The 21,226-nt window shown below is 31.5% G+C and carries 19 protein-coding genes; 12 read left to right on the forward strand and 7 right to left on the reverse strand.

Going from position 1 to position 21,226, the window contains the following annotated elements; all coding sequences use genetic code 11:
- The first annotated feature begins 81 nt into the window (after positions 1 to 81).
- Complete coding sequence (locus ABD939_RS05195) at positions 82 to 1,329, forward strand: type IX secretion system plug protein (protein WP_345165324.1); 1,248 nt, start codon at positions 82 to 84, stop codon at positions 1,327 to 1,329.
- A 107-nt stretch (positions 1,330 to 1,436) separates the two neighbouring features.
- Positions 1,437 to 1,823, forward strand: a complete 387-nt coding sequence (gene apaG / locus ABD939_RS05200) for a Co2+/Mg2+ efflux protein ApaG (RefSeq protein WP_345165326.1) — start codon at positions 1,437 to 1,439, stop codon at positions 1,821 to 1,823.
- Here the strand turns inward: apaG and ABD939_RS05205 are convergent.
- Entirely contained in the window at positions 1,797 to 2,810 is a 1,014-nt protein-coding gene (locus ABD939_RS05205) for a DUF6695 family protein (RefSeq protein WP_345165329.1), read from the reverse strand. The two genes, apaG and ABD939_RS05205, sit on opposite strands and share 27 nt — an antisense overlap.
- Positions 2,803 to 3,528, reverse strand: coding sequence for an NRDE family protein (locus ABD939_RS05210; protein WP_345165331.1), 726 nt, complete (start codon positions 3,526 to 3,528; stop codon positions 2,803 to 2,805). The genes ABD939_RS05205 and ABD939_RS05210 overlap by 8 nt, the downstream gene beginning before the upstream one ends.
- 196 nt (positions 3,529 to 3,724) lie before the next feature.
- Between ABD939_RS05210 and pruA the strand changes: the two genes are divergently transcribed.
- From pruA to ABD939_RS05230, 4 genes are all read left to right on the forward strand, one after another.
- The gene (gene pruA, locus ABD939_RS05215; RefSeq protein ID WP_345165333.1) at positions 3,725 to 5,350 is read left to right on the forward strand and encodes an L-glutamate gamma-semialdehyde dehydrogenase; all 1,626 of its coding nucleotides are present in this window, start codon (positions 3,725 to 3,727) and stop codon (positions 5,348 to 5,350) included.
- A 314-nt stretch (positions 5,351 to 5,664) separates the two neighbouring features.
- Positions 5,665 to 6,012, forward strand: coding sequence for a YciI family protein (locus ABD939_RS05220; protein WP_345165336.1), 348 nt, complete (start codon positions 5,665 to 5,667; stop codon positions 6,010 to 6,012).
- Positions 6,012 to 7,256, forward strand: a complete 1,245-nt coding sequence (locus tag ABD939_RS05225; protein ID WP_345165338.1) for an RNA polymerase sigma factor — start codon at positions 6,012 to 6,014, stop codon at positions 7,254 to 7,256. The genes ABD939_RS05220 and ABD939_RS05225 overlap by 1 nt, the downstream gene beginning before the upstream one ends.
- Positions 7,257 to 7,407: 151 nt before the next feature.
- Positions 7,408 to 8,373: a tetratricopeptide repeat protein gene (locus tag ABD939_RS05230; protein ID WP_345165340.1), complete on the forward strand. Its 966-nt coding sequence runs from the start codon at positions 7,408 to 7,410 to the stop codon at positions 8,371 to 8,373.
- 1 nt (position 8,374) lies between these two features.
- Here ABD939_RS05230 and rsmG read toward each other — a convergent pair whose 3' ends face one another.
- The gene (gene rsmG, locus ABD939_RS05235; protein WP_345165342.1) at positions 8,375 to 9,004 is read right to left on the reverse strand and encodes a 16S rRNA (guanine(527)-N(7))-methyltransferase RsmG; all 630 of its coding nucleotides are present in this window, start codon (positions 9,002 to 9,004) and stop codon (positions 8,375 to 8,377) included.
- 142 nt (positions 9,005 to 9,146) lie between these two features.
- Here rsmG and ABD939_RS05240 point away from each other — a divergent pair, with 142 nt between their 5' ends.
- Together ABD939_RS05240 and ABD939_RS05245 are read left to right on the forward strand one after the other, a co-directional pair.
- On the forward strand, positions 9,147 to 10,241 hold the full coding sequence (locus ABD939_RS05240; RefSeq protein ID WP_345165344.1) for a fatty acid desaturase family protein: 1,095 nt from the start codon (positions 9,147 to 9,149) through the stop codon (positions 10,239 to 10,241).
- 30 nt (positions 10,242 to 10,271) lie between these two features.
- On the forward strand, positions 10,272 to 11,456 hold the full coding sequence (locus tag ABD939_RS05245; RefSeq protein WP_345165345.1) for a pyridoxal phosphate-dependent aminotransferase: 1,185 nt from the start codon (positions 10,272 to 10,274) through the stop codon (positions 11,454 to 11,456).
- A gap of 105 nt (positions 11,457 to 11,561) precedes the next feature.
- Here the strand turns inward: ABD939_RS05245 and ABD939_RS05250 are convergent, their stop codons facing one another.
- The 3 genes from ABD939_RS05250 to trkA all read right to left on the reverse strand — a co-directional run bounded on the left by ABD939_RS05250 (position 11,562) and on the right by trkA (position 14,819).
- Positions 11,562 to 11,816, reverse strand: a complete 255-nt coding sequence (locus ABD939_RS05250; RefSeq protein WP_345165348.1) for a hypothetical protein — start codon at positions 11,814 to 11,816, stop codon at positions 11,562 to 11,564.
- 150 nt (positions 11,817 to 11,966) lie between these two features.
- Positions 11,967 to 13,460, reverse strand: coding sequence for a TrkH family potassium uptake protein (locus ABD939_RS05255; protein WP_345165351.1), 1,494 nt, complete (start codon positions 13,458 to 13,460; stop codon positions 11,967 to 11,969).
- Between the two features lie 9 nt (positions 13,461 to 13,469).
- Entirely contained in the window at positions 13,470 to 14,819 is a 1,350-nt protein-coding gene (gene trkA, locus ABD939_RS05260; RefSeq protein WP_345165354.1) for a Trk system potassium transporter TrkA, read from the reverse strand.
- Between the two features lie 137 nt (positions 14,820 to 14,956).
- Here trkA and ubiE point away from each other — a divergent pair, with 137 nt between their 5' ends.
- Together ubiE and porT are read left to right on the forward strand one after the other, a co-directional pair.
- Positions 14,957 to 15,682, forward strand: coding sequence for a bifunctional demethylmenaquinone methyltransferase/2-methoxy-6-polyprenyl-1,4-benzoquinol methylase UbiE (gene ubiE, locus ABD939_RS05265; RefSeq protein ID WP_345165356.1), 726 nt, complete (start codon positions 14,957 to 14,959; stop codon positions 15,680 to 15,682).
- A 4-nt stretch (positions 15,683 to 15,686) separates the two neighbouring features.
- Positions 15,687 to 16,412: a type IX secretion/gliding motility protein PorT/SprT gene (gene porT / locus ABD939_RS05270; protein ID WP_345165357.1), complete on the forward strand. Its 726-nt coding sequence runs from the start codon at positions 15,687 to 15,689 to the stop codon at positions 16,410 to 16,412.
- Positions 16,413 to 16,414: 2 nt separating this feature from the next.
- Here porT and ABD939_RS05275 read toward each other — a convergent pair whose 3' ends face one another.
- Positions 16,415 to 17,131 carry a TrmH family RNA methyltransferase gene (locus ABD939_RS05275; protein ID WP_345165359.1) on the reverse strand — a complete coding sequence of 239 codons (717 nt, stop codon included), beginning with the start codon at positions 17,129 to 17,131 and terminating at the stop codon, positions 16,415 to 16,417.
- A gap of 197 nt (positions 17,132 to 17,328) precedes the next feature.
- Between ABD939_RS05275 and tamL the strand changes: the two genes are divergently transcribed.
- Positions 17,329 to 19,863, forward strand: coding sequence for a translocation and assembly module lipoprotein TamL (gene tamL, locus ABD939_RS05280; protein WP_345165360.1), 2,535 nt, complete (start codon positions 17,329 to 17,331; stop codon positions 19,861 to 19,863).
- 200 nt (positions 19,864 to 20,063) lie between these two features.
- Positions 20,064 to 21,131, forward strand: coding sequence for a class II fructose-bisphosphate aldolase (gene fbaA / locus ABD939_RS05285; protein ID WP_345165361.1), 1,068 nt, complete (start codon positions 20,064 to 20,066; stop codon positions 21,129 to 21,131).
- Positions 21,132 to 21,226 lie beyond the last annotated feature (95 nt).

The raw sequence follows: 21,226 nt of genomic DNA on the forward strand, positions 1-21,226 counted from the left end.
TCTTTTTTATTTATAATCATTATAAACTATATTAATAAATAAGGGTATGAATTTTGATTATATTTGTTTTTATACAATATCATGAGCCCAAAATATTCATTCTATTTTCTGTTATTATTTACATTTTCTGTTTTTTCACAAGTTGAGGAAGTTAATCCACCAGACTACATAAAGTCTATAACCTTTAAAAGTTCAAGTAGCGAATTAGGAGAATTACCCATAATAAAACTTGGCGAAACTTTTTATTTAGAATTTGATGCTCTTGTTACAAATGAACCCGACTTCTATTATAAAATAGAACACTATAATTACGATTGGACAGAATCTCAATTAGTAAGACCAGAATTTTTGTTGGGTGTTGATAATTTTAGAATTCAAGATTATCGAAATTCGTTTAATACGTTTCAACTTTATTCTCACTACAGACTTTCAATTCCAAACCAACAAACAAAGCGATTAAAAGTTTCAGGAAACTACATCCTTTCCATTCACGATAGTAATGACGATTTAGTTTTTTCAAGAAAATTTATGATTTACGAAAATTTGGTAACACCCGGAATAAGCATAAAAAGATCAAGAGATGTTAGCACAATAGAAAGTATGCAAACCGTAGATTTAGAAATACATGGTGGCAATCAATTAAACAATCCGCTACAAACAGTTAAGGCATTAATTATTCAAAATAGAAATTTAAATACAGCCATAAAAAACTTAAAACCTCAGTATACCATTGGCGATAAACTTATTTACAGATACGTTAATGAAACTGCTTTTCCTGGCGGTAACGAATATTTGTTTTTTGAAACCAAAGATGTCCGTACGGCGTCATTAGGCGTTCAGTTTATTGAATTAAAAGATATTTATCATAGTTACCTGTTTGGTAACCGATCGCGAGCCAATTTACCTTATACTTTTAATCCTGACATAAATGGACGTTTTAAAATCACGGCTATTGATCGGGACGATGTTTCTATCGAAGCCGACTACACACAAGTGCATTTCACTTTAGATTATCCTGAATTAAGTAACGGAGAACGTATTTATGTTTATGGTAACTACAACAATTATGCTTTAGAAGAATACAATGAAATGGTTTTTAATTACGATACCGGACGCTACGAAACCAACTTTAAATTTAAACAAGGTTTTTATAATTATAAATACGTTGTTGTAAATCGTGATGGTAGTTTGGATGAAGGTAGAATAAGTGGAGACTTTTGGCAAACCGAAAATAATTACAAAGTATTGGTGTATTATCGTGATTTAGGAGCGCGTTACGATAGAATTGTAGGCTTTAACGAACTCTCTTCTACCAACATCACCAATTAAACGTGCATTTCAACTAATATTTCTTTCTAATACGTTAAAGTTTAACACTAACCACTTAATATTTATTATTTTAGCACCCGTAATAAATAAGGGTTATTAAATTTAAAATGGTTCAACAAGTTACAAAAGGCATAAAAATTTCGGTAGAAACTACATACGAAGGTTCATTTTATAAAAATTATAAAATACACTACGCCTTTGGTTATACTGTAACTATTGAAAACCAGAGCAAAGATTCTGTGCAACTCAATGCGCGCCATTGGGAAATTCTAGATGCCTTAAATAACATTGAAACTGTTTCTGGAGAAGGAGTTATTGGTAAAAAACCCGTTATCGAACCTGGAGAGTCTCACACCTATACATCTGGTTGTTTATTAACCTCGCCGTTTGGTGCTATGCAGGGGCATTACAATATGGTTAATTTCACCACTACCAAAAAATTTCAAGTTACTATCCCTACGTTTAAGTTAAGTGCTCCTTTTGCTATAAACTAGTTTACGCTCAAACCTATAAACCTTTCCATTTTGTTTAATGTGAAAGAATTTACAATTCGAATAATGTATAAATTCGAATTCTAAATCATAATCGAACGTTTCATCATCGACAGTAAACTTATCATGAACATCTATATTCCCGTACGGAGAAATACGTTTAAAATTGAATTCTACATCATGTCCTGTTTTATGCAACTCAAACCAAGCACCTGCTGCAATACCAGATAACCATTGCGCTTTTTCATGCAAACCATCTAGAGGTTTAGGTTTTTGAGTTCCAACTAAATTAACCTCATGATCCTTTAATTTATCTAAAAAACAACGAAGGTTTTCACTTTTTTGAGAACCAGTAAATTTTGAAATCACTCCGCTTTCAGAAACTTCATAAGGATGATTTTCTGTATCAGCTAATAATACATTCCCAACAGTGCTAGGTGTAAACCACTTTGAGTTTTCTAAACTTTTTTTAATTTTCGAATCTGTCACTGAAGCTATTAAAGTATCTGTTACAAACCGAGCACAATTACAAGCATCTTTTATAAACGCCGCATAACGTATAAAATGTTTGTTTTGCATTTGGGTAATATGAGTTCGTGCTTTTTGATAATCAACAGCATTACAAACCGAAGCCACTAATTTTCCATCACCATGAGTTAGTCTAGGGTGAGTAGCCAAAAACTCTAAAATAGCATCTAAATTTTTAATAGAACCTTTTTCTATATTAGCTGTTATAGGAAAATGTAGTTCGTTATCAGTATCACTACCTCTTACACGACCATTAGGTTCTGAAGTAATATAGCGTCCAAAATCATGATATTCTAAAACACCAGTTTCTTTATCAATTAAAACTAGTGCTGCATGACCTGCTCGTAAATAATCTTTTTTTCCAACACCAAGATATCTTAAATATGGTGAAAACCATTCTTCAGAAACCATAACTATAGTATCTGGATATGCTAATGTTAAAATTATTCCCGTACTATTCATTAATTATTTGAGGAATATTAAAAGTTTGAGTAGTAATTGTTTTATTTTGAAGACTTTCATAGCTTATTCCAAGTGAGTTACCATGCTTTTTAATTTGTGTAATACTTGTTGTTTTTACAAAACCTCGATTCATAATAACTCCGTAATCATCATTTTTACCACCAGCAGTTTTATGAAATTTTAATATAGTATTTTCATCTAACTTATTTTCACTTTTAAAGTCTTCAAACCACTTTACACGTTCATTTATCATAGTTGTGTTGTATAATGTTGATGAAGACCAAATTTTAGCTTGAAAAGGCAATTTAGTTACGTGTTTGTTGGTTCCATCCCAAACCAATTCGTAGAATTCTAAACCCGAATTCCAATCTGCTATAACCATCGTAAAGGGTTCTATGTTTTTAAGATTATACAATTCAATAGCTTCATTTATGTTATCTGCAGTCATAAAATCATTAGCCACAATTCCTCGACTCTTCCTGTAGCTTGATTGTCGTTCATGCCTTTCAAAACCACCGTTTAAAACACAAACAACCCTATTTTTTTCACTTATTCCAATCCAAGTACCTCCACTAAGTTCATCCTTAGGATACAATAATTTAGTATTGTTGTGCGTGTAAAATTCGGGAGCCAGCGAGACTCTCTTTGGAGATTCATCACGATTCGATGTTAAAATAAAATCAGAATTAGTTATGGGAATAATTGTAACTGTACACATATAACCTCTAGTCTTAAAAAGGTTTAGCAACTTACAAAAAATATATAAATTTTATGCGTTTCTAATATTAATAACGCGTATTAATTCGAGTAAATTTTAACGAGATTTTAAGGGTAATCTAAAACAAATTATCCTTTAATTATTCGTAAATTTGCAGCACATTTACTGAAAATTCAATAATAAAAAACCAAAAATCATGGGAAAAGGCTTTTTTAATGTACCAATTGCTATTAACGAACCTGTAAAATCTTATGCTCCAGGATCACCAGAACGTGATGCAGTTCTTGAGACTTACAAAACAATGTTTAATAGCAAAATTGATGTTCCTTTATATATAAATGGTGAAGATATTAAAACCGGAAATACTCGTACAATGTCGCCTCCTCACGACCACAAACATGTTGTTGGCACCTACCATTTAGCAGAACAAAAACATATAGATAAAGCGATTGCTACTGCCTTAGAAGCAAGAAAAACATGGTCGCAAATACCATGGGAACAACGTGCAGGTATTTTTTTAAAAGCTGCTGAACTTATTGCAGGCCCATACCGTGCAAAAATAAATGCTGCAACCATGATTGCACAATCTAAAACGATACATCAAGCTGAAATTGATGCGGCTTGCGAGTTTATAGATTTCTTGCGTTTTAATGTTCAGTTTATGACAGATATTTACATGGAACAACCTGAAAGCACTAGTGATGCTTGGAATAGAATTGAATATCGTCCATTGGAAGGATTCACTTATGCAGTAACACCTTTTAACTTTACTGCTATTGCTGGAAATTTACCAGCTTGTATGGCTTTAATGGGTAATGTTGTAGTTTGGAAACCTAGCGATAGTCAAGTGTATTCTGCCAAAGTAATTATGGATGTATTTGAAGAAGCTGGTGTTCCTCCGGGAGTTATTAATGTTGTTTTCGGAGATCCGGTAATGATTACCAATACCGTTATGGCTAGTCCAGATTTTTCAGGATTACACTTTACAGGGTCTACATATATCTTTAAAGAACTATGGAAACAAATAGGAAATAACATTCATAATTATAAAACTTACCCAAGAATTGTAGGAGAAACAGGCGGGAAAGATTTCATCGTTGCTCACAAATCGGCTGACGCTAAACAAGTTGCTACAGCAATTGTTCGTGGTGCTTTTGAATTTCAAGGCCAGAAATGTAGTGCCGCATCAAGAGCTTACATCCCAAAAAGCCTTTGGACGGATGTAAAAAACTATGTTATAGAAGATGTAAAGTCTTTTAAAATGGGATCTCCTGAAGAGATGAGTAACTTTATTACTGCTGTTATTCACGAAGGTTCTTTTGATAAATTGGCAAAATATATTGATAGCGCAAAAGCTGATAATGATGCAGACATCATCGTTGGTGGGAATTATGATAAAAGCAAAGGGTATTTTATAGAACCTACCGTTATTGTTGCCAAAGACCCAAAATACACAACCATGTGTACCGAACTTTTTGGACCTGTAATTACCATTTATATTTATGAAGATGATGCTTACGCAGAAACTTTAAAACTTGCTGATGAAACAAGTGAATATGCCTTAACAGGTGCTATTATATCAAAAGATAGATATGCCATCACACAAGCTACAGAAGCCTTACAGAATGCAGCTGGAAATTTTTATATAAATGATAAACCAACAGGTGCTGTAGTTGGTCAACAACCTTTTGGAGGCGCCAGAGCTTCTGGAACTAATGATAAAGCCGGAAGCGCCCAAAATTTACTACGTTGGGTATCGCCTAGAATGATTAAAGAAACATTTGTAACACCTATAGATTATCGTTATCCATTTTTGGGTTAGTAATACTCCTTTACTTTAAGGATATAACTATTTACAAATCTCATTTAAATAAAGAGTCTATCATTTTATGATGGCCTTTTTATTTATTAAATTTCCTTAACTTGACCTTGTTAAAGTTTCTTTTAACTTCTCAAAACATTAACTAAACAAGAATCCTTAATAAAGGTAAGAATTATAAGGATCAGCTAAGCTTCCTAAGGTACTGCTTAAAAAATTATTCAAAAACCTAAATTGAATTAATTAAATTTGAAAATCTGTCCCATTTATATTTTGAGAAACGTCTTAACAATATAAACCATAAAAAATATACAATTATGAAACAATTTATGATGATTTTTACTGGAGCTGATTATGCTGATTTAGGTCTTTCACCTGAAGAGTTACAATCTCGTATGGGTAAGTGGTTCGCTTGGGGTAACAAAATGGAAGAACAAGGTATTCTTAGAGGGGGAGAAGCTTTAACTCCACAAATTAGAAGAGTTGTTGGAGAAAACCGAACGGTTACAGATTTAACATCAGCTGAAGTAAAAGAAATTGTTGGCGGTTACTATACTGTTGAAGCAAAGGATTTTGATGCTGTTGAGAAAATTGCACAAGACTTTCCAGATTATGATTTGGGCGGTACTGTAGAGATTCGTGAAATCATGGTTTTTGACCGCTAATGGAACCAAAACTTATAGACCATCTATTCCGCCACCACAGCGGAAAGATGGTTTCTGTATTAACTCGAATTTTTGGTCTTAAGCACCTCGATATTATAGAAGATGCTGTACAAGATACTTTTATTAAAGCTAGCCTAAGTTGGCGCTATCAACAACCCGAAAATCCTGAAGCGTGGTTAACAAAATCTGCAAAAAACAGAGTTTTAGATATTTTCAGAAAACTAAAAACTCAGCAAAAACACCTCCCTAACATCAATCAAGGAACGGATGCTATTGCTATAAATGAGTTATTTTTAGATTCAGAAATCGAAGACGCACAACTTCGCATGATTTTTACGGCTTGTCACCCAAAACTAGAGTCTAGAGATCGAATTTCATTTGCTCTAAAAACAGTTTCCGGATTTAGCATTAAAGAAATTTCATCTGCATTACTCACTAAAGAAGACACTATAAAAAAACGTTTATTACGAGCCCGAAAAACTATTCAGAAATCAAAACTAAAATTTGAAATCCCCCAAGGAAAATCACTTCCAGAGCGTTTAGAAAGTGTTATGGAAGTACTGTACCTTATTTTTAACGAGGGTTTTCATTCCAATAAAAAAGAAAAATTAATTCGTAAAGAGTTATGTAGCGAAGCCATTCGCTTGACAAAAATACTATTAAAAAACACTCATACTAGAGCACCTGAAGTCTATGCCCTTTGCGCACTTATGTGTTTTCACTCGGCACGAATAGAGACTAAAACTAATGCAGAAAATGAACTTCTAGATTTAAAAAATCAAGATCGTAGCAAATGGTATTTTCCCTTAATTCAATTAGGTAATACCATGATGCATAAAGCTGTTGAAAATACTGAATTTTCTTGCTATCATTATGAAGCAGCTATTGCTGCAGAACACTTAAAAGCAAAACGATTTGAAGACACTAATTGGGATAAAATACTATACTTCTATCAATGTTTAAACACTTTAAAACCCATGCAAACAAATTTACTTACCATGGCTGTAGTGTGCATACAAAAAGAAGATTATAGGATGGCAAAGCAATATTTAAAACAATTAAAACCAGAATATTTTGAACAGCGTACATACTTATTCTATGGCACTTATGCTGATTATTACACAAATACTGGCAATAAAAACAAAGCAATAATGTATATAGATTTAGCTCTTGAAAGCGTAACAAATAATTTAGAAAAGTATTACATTGAAAAAAAGAAAGAAAATTTGTTAAAAAAAGATTAGAATTTACAATTACTAAAACACAAAATAGTCAAGCAATTTTGCAAAAAATCATGAAGTAGAAAATAATAAAAAGTTAAAAAACTAATTTTTGTAAAAATTATACTAACTTTATTTTTTAAAAACGGCATGTTATTTGTTGCATAAATTGCATATGAAAAAAAGTATACTTTTAATTTTAGGCTTATTACCATTACTTACATTTTCACAAGCCAATAAGTTTTTAAGGCAAGCACTTAAAACAACCGACTTAAATGAAAAAATAGATCTATTAACAAAAACCATTGAACTTGAACCCGAAAAGTTAGATGCTTATTTTTACAGAGGTATAGCGAAAAACGATTTAGGTGATTACTACGGAGCTATTGTTGACTATTCTAAAGTGATTGTTGCAGAGCCCGACGCAGATACCTATTTTAATAGAGGAAATTCTAGATATAGTTTAGAAAATTACGAAGGTGCTAAACAAGATTATGAAAAAGCTATTGAACTTGACCCTTATTTTGTAGATGCAATTTATAGTTTAGGATGCACCAAGTACGATTTAGGTGATTTTGACTCCGCCTTAACAGATTTTAATAAAGTTATAAAAATTCAACCTTATTATTCAAAAGCTTACACCCTAAGAGCAAACATATATTCGTACAAAAAAAACTATAAGAAAGCCCTTCAAGATTATACTGTGGTAGTTTTACTAGACCCAAGTGTTGATGCTTATTATAACCGTGGAGTTTTTTTAATGAATGTTAACTATTACAAGAAAGCAAAATCCGATTTTTCGTCAGCAATAAGACTGAATAGCAATAGTGGGTTTGCTTATTTTTTCAGAGGAGCCTCAAACTTGCTATTAGGAAAATACAAGCAGGCGTATTCTGATTTTGATACTGCCTTAAAATATGATTCTTTGGATTTTGATGCCATGTTAGGTTTAGCAATGACCTATTATAAAATGAAAGATTTACCGGGCACAAAATTATATTTGAATAAAGCTAAAGATATATTAAAAACCAATTCTGGTGATACTAATAATATTGAATTATTTAAAAACACATATTGGTATCAAAATCAATTTTACTTTTTTAAAGAACAATTTAATCAGATAAATAGTCTTTTAGATTAAACTAACCTCTGTACTTAAGCGGTAAATGAACTACTTTTTTGGTTTCAAAAAAATCTTCTGAAAAATAATTGGTTAATTTATAAATAGTAATTGTTCTGTAATCTTTAAGTTCTTCGTTTAAATCTCCTCCCTTTAAATACAAAATTCCATTTTTAAGTTCGTGGTTTTGTTGTTTAGCAATTTTACCTTTCACCCAATGTACAAATGTTGGCATTGCAGCTACTGCTCTACTTACTATAAAATCATAAGTATCATTAATTGCTTCTACTCGGCTGTGTGTAGTTTTTACATTTTTTAAACCTAAACCCAAAACTACTTCATCTACTACTTTTAGTTTTTTTGCGATACTATCAACCAAATGAAATGAACATTCTGGAAATAAAATAGCCAATGGAATACCAGGAAAACCACCTCCTGTGCCAACATCTAAGATCTTACTACCTTCTTTAAATTCAATAATTTTTGCAATACCTAAAGAATGTAAAACATGCCTTAAATACAATTCATCAATATCTTTTCTAGAAACTACGTTAATTTTTAAATTCCAGTCTTTATACAAAAACTCTAGTTGCTTAAACTTATGTATTTGATCTTCAGAAAGATTAGGAAAATACTTTAAAATAAGATTCATAGATGTTAAATTTTCAACAAAAATATGCTTTTTAGATACATATTTTTACAAAAAAACGTTATTACTTAAGTTGCTTTATACCTATCTTTGCTCCATATTTTGTATCCAACTATACCAAATACTACATTAAAAAATTAATAGCATGACAAAACAAACACTTTCATTTTCAAGAAAAGACTCTGCTAAATTCTTTAAAACGCTTAACAAACGTGTAAACGATTATTTTAAAGAGAATAATATTAAACGCACTGGCAACTGGAAATTATACACCAAAGCCATCGTAATGTTTGCTTTATTATTAGTTCCGGTTATACTAATTTTAACAATAGATTTACCTGCTTGGGCTCAAATATTAGGAATGGTAATTGTTGGTATTGGTATGGCAGGCGTAGGTATGAATGTTATGCATGATGCAAATCATGGTTCTTTTTCAAGTAAAAAATGGGTTAATAAATTAATGGGGAGCAGCATATACATTTTAGCTGGTAACGACTATAATTGGAAAGTACAACACAATGTTTTACATCATACGTACACAAATATTCAAGGGCATGACGAAGATATTGATGCTGGTAGAATTATAAGATTTTCAAAACACTCTAAATGGTTTAGATTTCATAAATACCAAAAATACTATGCCTTCTTTTTATACGGTTTATTAACCGCTAATTGGGCCATCACTACTGATTTTACTCAAACTTACAGATACCTTAAAAGAAAATTAGCCTACGGAAAATTACCTCATCCAGCTACACAATGGACTAAACTTATTATTGGAAAAATTGTATACTATTCACTATGGGTGGTACTTCCAATATCTTTAGGTTTCGCTTGGTGGGAAGTTTTAATAGGTTTTATTGTAATGCATTACACAGCAGGAATAATTTTAAGTGTTATATTTCAATTAGCGCATGTTATGCCCAATACTGAAATGCCTTTACCAGATGAAAAAGGAAATATAAAAAATACTTGGGCCATTCACCAATTATTTACAACGTCCAATTTTTCACCTAAAAGCTGGTTAGTTGAGTTTTATACAGGAGGTTTAAACAGGCAAGTAGAACACCATTTATTTTCAAATATTAGTCATATTCACTACAACAAAATAGCTAAAATAGTTAAAGAAACAGCTAAAGAATTTAGCTTACCTTACAATGAGTATAATACATTCTGGCAAGCTGTCGCAGAGCATTATAATCAATTAAAAATGTTAGGACAAAAACCTAGTTTAGCCTAAAATTATAAATACCGATCAAACCATATAAAAATGCAATTATTATCAGATAGAATTTTAAACATGTCTACGTCTGCCACACTAGCTATGGCAGCAAAAGCAAGAGAATTAAGGGCAGAAGGTAAAGACATTATTGGGTTAAGTCTTGGCGAGCCAGATTTTAATACGCCAGATTTTGTAAGAGAAGCTGCAATCCAAGCAGTAAATGATGGCTATAACTCTTACACACCTGTTGATGGTTATGGTGAGTTAAAAGACGCCATAATTACAAAATTTAAACGTGATAATAATTTAACGTACTCACCAAGTCAAATTGTAGTTTCTACTGGAGCTAAACAATGTTTAGCCAATATTGCTGGTGTGATGTTAAATGAAGGAGATGAAGTTATTTTACCTTGTCCATATTGGGTAAGCTATTCAGATATTGTAAAACTATACGACGGTGTTCCTGTGGAGGTTAAAACTTCTATTGATACTGATTTTAAAATGACTGCAGAGCAGCTTGAAGCAGCCATTACACCAAATACCAAAATGATATGGTTTAGTTCTCCATGTAACCCTAGTGGATCTGTTTACAGCAAATCTGAATTAAGAGCTTTAGCTGATGTTTTAGTAAAACACCCTAACATTTATGTTGTTTCTGATGAAATTTATGAGCACATAAATTATGGAGAAGGGCATGCAAGTATGGCTGAATTTGACGATATGTACAATAACACCATAACAGTAAATGGTGTTTCGAAAGCATTCGCAATGACTGGATGGAGAATTGGATATATTGGAGCTCCTGAAAAAATTGCCAGGGCCTGCAACAAAATGCAAGGACAAATGACAAGCGGTGCAAACTGTATAGCGCAACGTGCAGTAATTACTGCTTTAAATGAATCGCCATCCAGAGTACAATACATGATTGATGAGTTTAAGGTGCGTCGCGATTTAATTTTAGATTTAGTAAATGATATTGAAGGATTTAAAGCCAATACACCTGATGGTGCTTTTTATATATTTCCAGATGTTACTTTTTTCTTTGGAAAAACGCTAAAAGGGAAAAAGATAAATAATGCCACAGATTTTTCATTATATCTGCTTGAAGAGGCTTTGGTAGCTACCGTAACCGGTGAGGCGTTTGGAAACCCTAACTGTATTCGTATTTCATATGCTGCTTCACAAGAACAAATTATTGAAGCAATAAAAAGAATTAAAGCAGTTGTAAGTTAATTATATCAACATATAAAATTTTAAAAGTCGCTAAAAATAACTTAGCGGCTTTTTTTATTTATGAATCTTCTGTTTTTTTAGACAATTAATAATCTAAAATTATTTTTAGTTAAAAATCAAAAGAATTACAGTAAGAAATACCGAAAGTTTTATAGTTGTTTCGGCAACACAAGATGTTAAATAACTTCTACTTTTTATTCGTTGTTTAATACCGAAAATTGATTTTGAAGACGAAGATTTTAAACTATCTTTTACAACACTTTTGTACTCTGAATTTAAAAACCCCAAAGGTTCACAAATTAAGTCTTTGTTCTGTTTAGGCAATGGTTCTAAATCGTCAATTTTTAATGCTAATTCCATGATTGATTATTTTTAATGGTTATACAAAGAAGACGTTTATATGACAAAAATGTTACATACAACAAACTTATAACTCATTAAAAATCAAAGATAAAATACGCTAAACACCTATAAATATTAATAAATTTAAAAGAGAAAATATTTTATAAATTATCTATTTCTCCAGAAAAAAGGTGTTAATAAAATAAGCACAGTAAACAATTCTAAACGCCCAATAAGCATTAAAAAACTACACCACCATTTACCAATACTTGGTAAATTTGAATAATTATTTACTGGGCCAAAATCACCTAATGCAGGACCTACATTTCCTAAACTAGAGGCAGCTAGACCAATAGCAGATTTAAACTCTATTCCCATCATAGAAAAGCCTAAAGCTCCAATTATAAAGGATAACATATAAAGGATAAAAAAACCTAAAATATTAAAAACAATATCTCCCGAAATAGCTCTTTTGTTGTAACGAACTGGTAAAATAGCGCTTGGATGTAATGTTCTTTTAAACTCTAAAAAACCATTTTTTATTAAAATTAAATGACGTACTACTTTTACACCACCAGAAGTACTTCCAGCTGAACCTCCTAAAAACATCAAGCCAAAGAAGAATACGACCAAAAAAGGCGTCCACATCGTATAATCTGCTGTTACAAAACCTGTTGTAGTTACAATGGCTAAAACTTGAAATAATGCATGCCTGATAGCGCTTTCACCCTCACCCCAAACCATTGGATGTTCAATTGAAGATACAGAAACATCTGCTCGGAAATAAATAATTAATGCAGCTATAATTGTAAAAACTGCTATAAATTTAAAATAGAGCTTAAATTCTTCATCTTGAATAACTTTTTGAACCTTTCCTTTAAAAGCAAAATAACTCAATACAAAGTTAGTACCTGCAAGAAACATAAATAAAATGATGATATATTGAATCATTGGCTGCCCATTCCAGTAAGCTACGCTTGCATTTTTTGTAGAAAAACCACCTGTTGAAAGCGTACAAAGCGAATGATTAATAGCATCAAAAAAAGACATACCTGCAACGCTTAATAATAAAGTTTCAGCTGCTGTGTAACCAAAATATATGAGCCATAAGCGTTTGGCTGTGTCTGTAATTCTTGGGTGTAATTTATCTGCACTTGGCCCGGGTGCTTCTGCAGCAAATAACTGCATACCTCCTATACCTAAGAGTGGTAATATTGCTATAGCAAGAACAATAATACCCATGCCTCCAATCCAATGTGTCAAACTACGCCAAAACAAAATTCCTTTAGGCATGGATTCAATATCATTTAAAATAGAGGCTCCTGTAGTTGTAAAACCAGACATGGTCTCAAAAAAGGCGTTTGTAAAGCTTGGAATACTGCCGGTAAACACATATGGTAAAGCACCAGATAATGCCATAATTATCCAACCAAATGCAACTACAATATAACCATCGCGTTTGTTAATTTCTTTTTTATGGTTTCTTGTAAAAAGCATAGCTATTAAACCTATGACTAGGGTTGTAATACCTGCCAAAAAAATTTGAAGTGAAACATCATCTTTGTATAAATAACTTACAATTGACGACAACAACATAAAACCACCATTAAAGAGTAATAGCAACCCTAAAAAATGAAAGATTATTTTGTAATTGAGTTTCATTTTTAGTTTTTATCTGAAAAATTTTTCGACGCCTTTTATGGATTGAAGTAAACTGCAAACAACGACCCTATCGCCTTCTTGAATTTTAAAACTTCCCAAAGCAATCATTCCTATACCATTTCTTATCACACCTCCTATAATGGCAGATCTAGGGAAATCAATATCCCTAATAACTTTATTACAAATTACTGATGAAGGTTTAACCTCAAACTCTAAAAGTTCAGCATTCATGTTACTTAGTTTGGTCATGGCAACAACCTCTCCTTTTCTAATGTATCTAAAAATATTGTTGGCTGCTAAAAGCTTTTTATTTATGAGTGTTTCAATACCAACAGAATGAGAAAGCTCAAAATAATCCATGTTTTCAACAAGAGCAATCGATTTTTTTACACCTTTAGATTTTGCAACAAGACAAGACATGATATTGGTTTCAGAATTCTCTCCAACTGCAATAAAAGCATCCATATCGCTAATGTTTTCTTCCTCTAGAATATCTACATTTCTCCCATCACTTTGTATTACCAAAACATTAGGTAAATCGTCTGCAATATCAAAAGCGCGCTCTCTATTCTTTTCTAATAATTTTACATTGAAGCCTTTATCACTCAAATCGCGGGCAGATTTATAACCAATTTGGCTTCCACCTAAAATCATTACATTTTTTATCTCTTTATTAGCTTTCCCAGTGAGTCTACAAAGCTCTTCTGCACCACCTTCTGATGTTATAAAAACGACATTATCGCCTCTTTTAAATTCAGTATCGCCTCTTGGTATTATGGTGTATTGTGTTCCAAAACGTTGAATAGCTATTGGCACAAAGTGTATCTCTGGAAATATTTTAGCAGCCTCTTTTACTGTTTTTCCAACAAAAGATGCAGTACTAGATAGTGTTAAACCAACCATGGTTAATGCACCTTCTTCAAACTCATAAGTATCGTTAAATGATGATTGCTTGAGAGACAATTCTATTTCTGAAGCTGCAAGAGATTCAGGTGAAATTAACTCATCAATACCAAATTTTGTAAATCCAACCTCATCTTTGTGGTTTATAAATTCTGTATTGGTAATTCTTGCAATGGTTTGTTTAGAGCCTAATTGTTTAGCTAAAACGCAAACGGTAATATTTGTTGTTTCACTCGCTGTAACAGCAATAAATAAATCGCTTAACTCTACACGAGCCTCTTTAAGTATAGCAATAGATGTTGCATCACCTTTAATTACTTTAATATCTAAATGCGTATCGGCGTAGGCTAAACTTTCTTTATCAGTATCAATTAATGTAATTTCCTGAGATTCGTAGGAAAGTAGTTTTGCTAAATGAAATCCAACTTCACCAGCTCCAGCAATGATTATTTTCATCTTTTATAAATCATAAAAAGTATTGCAAATATACTATAAATAAATATCTGATATTAAAATTGAATCCATATAATATTTACAATTCTAATTATGTTATGCCTCTTTAAAAGTTTATCTTTGCTCAAAATTTTCAAGATTTGTCAAAAGTAAAGCCCTACAAAAACAGTGACTTAGGAAAAAAAGAACAGGTTACCCAAATGTTTGACACCATTTCAGGTGATTATGACGGTTTAAATCGTGTAATATCTTTTGGAATAGATATTAAATGGCGTAAAAAAGTTGTAAACATGGTAAAGGCAGCTAATCCAGATACAGTTTTAGATATCGCTACCGGAACAGGCGACCTAGCCATTAACCTTGCAGAAACCAACGCAACAAAAATTGTTGGTTTAGATATTAGCAGTGGTATGCTAGAAATAGGGAAAGAAAAAATTAAGAAAAAAGATTTAGATTCTAAAATTGAAATGATTTTAGGAGATAGCGAGAATATGCCCTTTGAAGACAATAGTTTTGACGCTATTACAGTTGCTTTTGGTGTGAGAAATTTTGAAACATTAGGAAACGGATTGAAAGAAATATTTAGAGTTTTAAAACCAAACGGTACTTTTATTATTCTAGAAACATCTGTTCCAAACAAAACACCATATAAACAAGGTTATAATTTTTATACAAAAAATATTTTACCTTTAATAGGAAAAGCCTTTTCTAAAGACAGAAGTGCTTATAAATATTTATGCGAATCTGCATCTGTTTTTCCTTACGGCGAAGCTTTAAACAATATTTTACGTGAAATTGGGTTTATTAATGTTGAAGATTTTCCACAAACTTTTGGTGTGGCAACAATTTATAAATCATCTAAGTAATAATATGAAACAAGTTTTTGCTGCAATAGCATTTTTACTTACAATCCATTCAACTAACGCCCAGTTGTTTAAAAAAGAAAAAGTGACTTATGATGCAAATCAAGGTCGTGGCTCTACCGATAACAACTTACTACGTTGGGGTTATTTTCTTGGATTTAATAGTTATGATTTTAATTTTGATTACAATGAAAACCTAAGGGACATTTACGTAAGAAGAAGTCCAGGGTTTAACGTTGGTTTAATTGGCAATTTACGTGTTAATAGTTTCATAGATTTACGTTTAGAACCTGGATTACTTATAACCACCAGAGAATTATTATATAGCCGCACTTATTTTGATGGTACCGAAAGAGACTCAGATTTAACACGAGAAGTAAAATCTACATACATACATATTCCGTTGCTAGTAAAAATTTCTACAAAGCGAATTAATAATTTTAAACCATTTATTGTAGGTGGTTTTTCTACAGCGCTTAATTTATCAAGTAACGAAACAAATCCTAACGATAATAAAAATGGACAGTTTAGAACCATTAGCAATCCAATTTTTTATGAGATAGGTTTTGGAATTGACTTTTATCTGTACAATTTTAAGTTTACGCCGTCAATTCGTGGTTTATTTGGTATTAATGATGAATTGGTTAGAGATACAGACCCAAATAGCCCTTGGACAAGTAATATTAGTAACATGAAAACTCGCGGGGTTTTTATCAATTTTACGTTTCAGTAAACTTACCGCTTAAACTCACTTAACAATATTGCAGCTGCAGTGGCTACATTTAAACTTTCAGTTTCTTGAATATTTCCAAATCTAGGAATAGAAATTTTTTCAGAAATTAAAGCTTCTACCTCTTTAGAGACACCGTTAGCTTCATTCCCCATAACCAAAATTCCCTCTTCTGGAAGCTGCTTTTTATAAACGTTTTCTCCTTCCATAAAAGCACCAAAAACTGGTAAATTAGTTTTTTCTAAAAAAGGAATTAAATTTAAATAAGTAATATTAACTCTAGTAATAGAGCCCATTGTTGCTTGCACTACCTTAGGATTAAAACAATCAACCGTTTCCTTACTACAAACCAAATCGGGTATTCCAAACCAATCGCAAAGTCTAATAATTGTTCCTAAATTACCGGGGTCTCTAATAGCATCTAAAACCAGAATTAAACCATTATTTTGTATGGATTTAAACTCGGGAATCTCAAAAATTGCTAATGCTTTATTTGGTGTAGCTAAAAAACTAATCCGCTTTAAGTCGGTTTCAGATATTAAAATTTCATCTTTGGCATCAAAATTGAATGATTCCGTCGTATATAACGCATGAAGTTTAAAATGAGATTGCAAAAGTTCTTTTATTGTTTTAATACCTTCAACAATAAATAAACCATCTTGCTGTCTATATTTTTTTTGCTTTAAACGCGTTATTAATTTTATTTGGTTTTTAGATAGCATGCAATCTATAATTTATATTTTCTTTTCAATTTATAAAGAAAATGAAAATAATTGTTAAGCCTAGTTAAGACCACAATTATTTAAATATTTTTTTAAAAGTAAAAAATGTATTTTTGAGGCCATGATAAGGCTTTTACTCTAATTACTTTTTAACTCAATTTAATAAATACCTATAACTCGAATAATTATAATTTCTTTTGCAGCAAACACTCTCAAAAATACTAATATTTATAATATTCACTAGATGTTTTACGTCTTGTGATGCTGTTAAAAGAGTTGCTGAAGACAAGAATCTATTAACTAAAAACACAGTATTAATTAACGAGAAAAAAGACAATACAGAGACTATAAACAGTTTACTCTACCAAGAACCCAATAGAAAAATATTAGGCGTACCACTACGATTACATATTTACAATATGGCACGCCCAAATAGAGATTCGCTTTTTGAAAATTGGCTAAACAAAAAACCAGAACGAAAAGAACGCTTAAAGAATATTTACTCTCAAAAGCAAGTTGACAAGTTTCAACAATCTGTATTAGGTTTTAATAATTGGTTAAAAACTACCGGTGAAGCTCCAGTTATAGTAAGTGAAGAGAAAACTAAAAAAACGGTTAAAAGATTACAAGACTATCATATAAACAACGGTTGGTTTAATGTTAAAACAACTTACAACATTAACAAAAAAGAAAACCAGCGTGCAGAAGTTGAGTACAAAGTTGAAACAGGAAAAGGTTTTATATTAGATTCTATATCTAGTAAAGTTGCCTCACCAACAATAGACACACTATACAAAAATATAAAAGAAAACTCTTTAATAGTATCTGGTGAACAATACGAAACAGCAAATTTTGAAAATGAACGAGATAGAATATCATCTGAACTTCGCAACTCGGGTATTTATCATTTTAATCAAGATTATGTTTCTTTTGAGATAGATACTATTGGAACAGATAAAAAGGTAAATGTTGGTATCCAAATTCAAGATAGAGCTATTCGAACTCCAGATTCTATTAGGCGAGAACCCTTCAAAGTTTACCACATAGATGAAGTAAATATTATCACAGACTATACATTTGAGAATAGAGGAAAACCTTTTCAAGATTCAATTCGTTATAACGGTTATAATCTTTATGCTTATGATAAAATTCGATATCGTCCAAAAGCAATAACAGATGCTATGTTTATTAACCCTGGAACTATTTTTAAAGATATAGATAGAACTAGAACCTATCGTTATATTAATGAATTACGCACGTTTAAGTACCCAAATATTGAGTATGTTGAAAATCCAGACTATACGCTAACAGATACTATTCGTTTAACTCCTCTAAAAAAATTCAGTTTAGGTTTAAGTGCAGATGTATCGCAAAGTAACATTCAAACCGTTGGATTATCTGTAAACCCCAGTTTATTGATTAGAAATATTTTTAAAGGCGCTGAAACTTTCCAAATATCTGGTATTGCAGCTATTGGCTCATCAGATGAAAGGAATGATGGTGATCCTTTTTTTGATATAAACGAAATTGGTATTGATTTAAAACTTACTATTCCAAGGTTGTTTTCTCCATTTTACACAGAAAATATCATCCCCAAATACATGTCGCCATCAACAAGAATTAGTTTATCAACCACAAGTCAAACCAATATTGGTTTAGACAAACAAACGCTTGTTGGTACTTTTAATTATAATTGGTATCCAAATACCAAAACAACTAATAAACTTGATTTATTTAATATTCAATATGTTAGAAATTTAAATGTAGATAATTATTTTGGTGTTTACCAGAACTCTTTCGACTTGTTGAATCAAACAGCTAAAGATGTTAATTTTACTGTTGATGATTTAAATCTTCCAAACCCAGATAACCCTGTTAATGAAGCCGATGAATTTATAGATTATGCTCTAGCAGAAAATACACCACCAGAGATATCAACAGAACAAAGGCAAACTATAAATGGTATAAACGAACGTAAAAACAGATTAACAGAAAACAACTTAATTCTATCTTCTAGCTTTAGTTTTGTTAAAGATCAGCGTACTAATATTTTTGATAATAATTTCTCAATCTTCCGCTTTAAATTAGAATTGGCAGGAAATTTATTAGCAACGGCCTCTAACCTTATTGGCCTTGAAAAGGATGAAGATGGTAGATATGAATTACTTAATGTTGCATTTTCTCAATACGTGAAAACTGAGTTTGATTACGTAAAACACTGGGATTTAGGTAGAAAAAATGTATTCGCCATGAGGAGTTTTCTGGGTATTGCAATCCCTTACGGAAATTCAACCAACATCCCTTTTGCGAAAAGTTTCTTTGCTGGTGGACCAAACGACAATAGAGCTTGGACAGCCTACAGCTTAGGCCCTGGGAGTTCAGAAACTACAAATGAATTTAACGAAGCCAACTTAAAGTTAGCCTTAAGTATAGAACAACGCTTTAATATTTTCGAAAACTTAAACGGTGCCGTTTTTATAGATGCAGGAAATATTTGGAATGTTTTGGATGATGTAGAAGACGACAGAGCAACATTTTCTAGTTTTAACTCTTTAAAAGACATCGCTATTGGTTCTGGAATGGGACTTAGATATGATTTTAGTTTTTTCGTATTTCGTTTTGATGTTGGTTTTAAAACTTATGACCCTTTTTACAGAGATGAAAACCGATGGTTTAATGATTACAACTTCAGAAACGCTGTTTATAATATTGGTATAAACTATCCTTTTTAATTATAAAATACAGTTTAGTATATAATCTAAGCATTTCAATAAGTTATCATTCTTGGTAATCAGTTAACATAATAATTATTGAAAAACTATAACGTTTTAGTGTCCCTTTACCATTTTCAAATTTAAAAATACCCTTAAATTATTTAAAAATTGATTACTTTTGATACTTACTAATTACTAATCATATTTAATTCAATAAAATGGGACACAATATAAAACCAGGAGTGGCTACAGGTGAGGAAGTACAAGCTATTTTCAACCATGCAAAAGCTAATAATTATGCTCTTCCTGCTGTAAATGTTATCGGTTCAGACACTATAAATGGAGTTTTAGAAACTGCAAGAGATTTAAACGCTCCTGTAATTATTCAATTTTCCAATGGAGGTGCTCAATTTAATGCTGGTAAAGGTTTAAGTAATGATGGTCAAAAAGCAGCAATCGCAGGTGCTATTGCAGGTGCAAAACATGTACATACATTATCAGAAGCTTATGGTGTTCCTGTAATTTTACATACAGACCACTGTGCAAAAAAACTGTTGCCTTGGATTGATGGTTTATTAGATGCAAGTGAAGTGCATTATAAAGAAACAGGAAAATCATTGTTCAGTTCTCATATGATTGATCTTTCTGAAGAACCAATTGAAGAAAATATTGAAATCTGTAAACAATACTTAGAAAGAATGTCTAAAATGGGCATGACTCTAGAAATTGAACTTGGTATTACAGGTGGTGAGGAAGATGGTGTTGATAATACAGATGTTGATGATTCTAAACTATACACACAACCGGAAGAAGTTGCTTATGCTTATGAAGAATTAAGTAAGGTAAGTCCACAATTTACAATTGCTGCGGCATTTGGTAACGTTCATGGTGTTTACAAGCCAGGAAACGTAAAATTAACTCCAAAAATTTTGAAGAATTCTCAAGAGTTTATTACAGAGAAATATGGTGTAGAACATAATCATATTGACTTTGTATTCCACGGAGGATCAGGCTCAACTGTCGAAGAAATTCGTGAAGGTATTAGCTATGGAGTTATTAAAATGAATATTGATACCGATTTACAATATGCTTTCATGAGTGGTATTAGAGATTATATGGGTGCTAAATCTGAATATTTAAAATCTCAAATTGGAAACCCTGATGGTGAAGATTCTCCAAACAAAAAATACTACGACCCAAGAGTTTGGTTACGTGAAGGAGAAAAAACTTTTGTAACACGTTTAAAAAAGGCTTTTGAAGATTTAAATAATGTAAATACTTTATAAGTTATTTAATACAAAATATAATAACTCAAAAAAGACTCTGTTAAAAACAGAGTCTTTTTTTATAACTATATAACTAAATTACAATCAGTTAGAAT

This window comes from Algibacter aquimarinus, from assembly GCF_039543265.1.
Classification (GTDB): Bacteria; Bacteroidota; Bacteroidia; order Flavobacteriales; family Flavobacteriaceae; genus Algibacter_B; species Algibacter_B aquimarinus.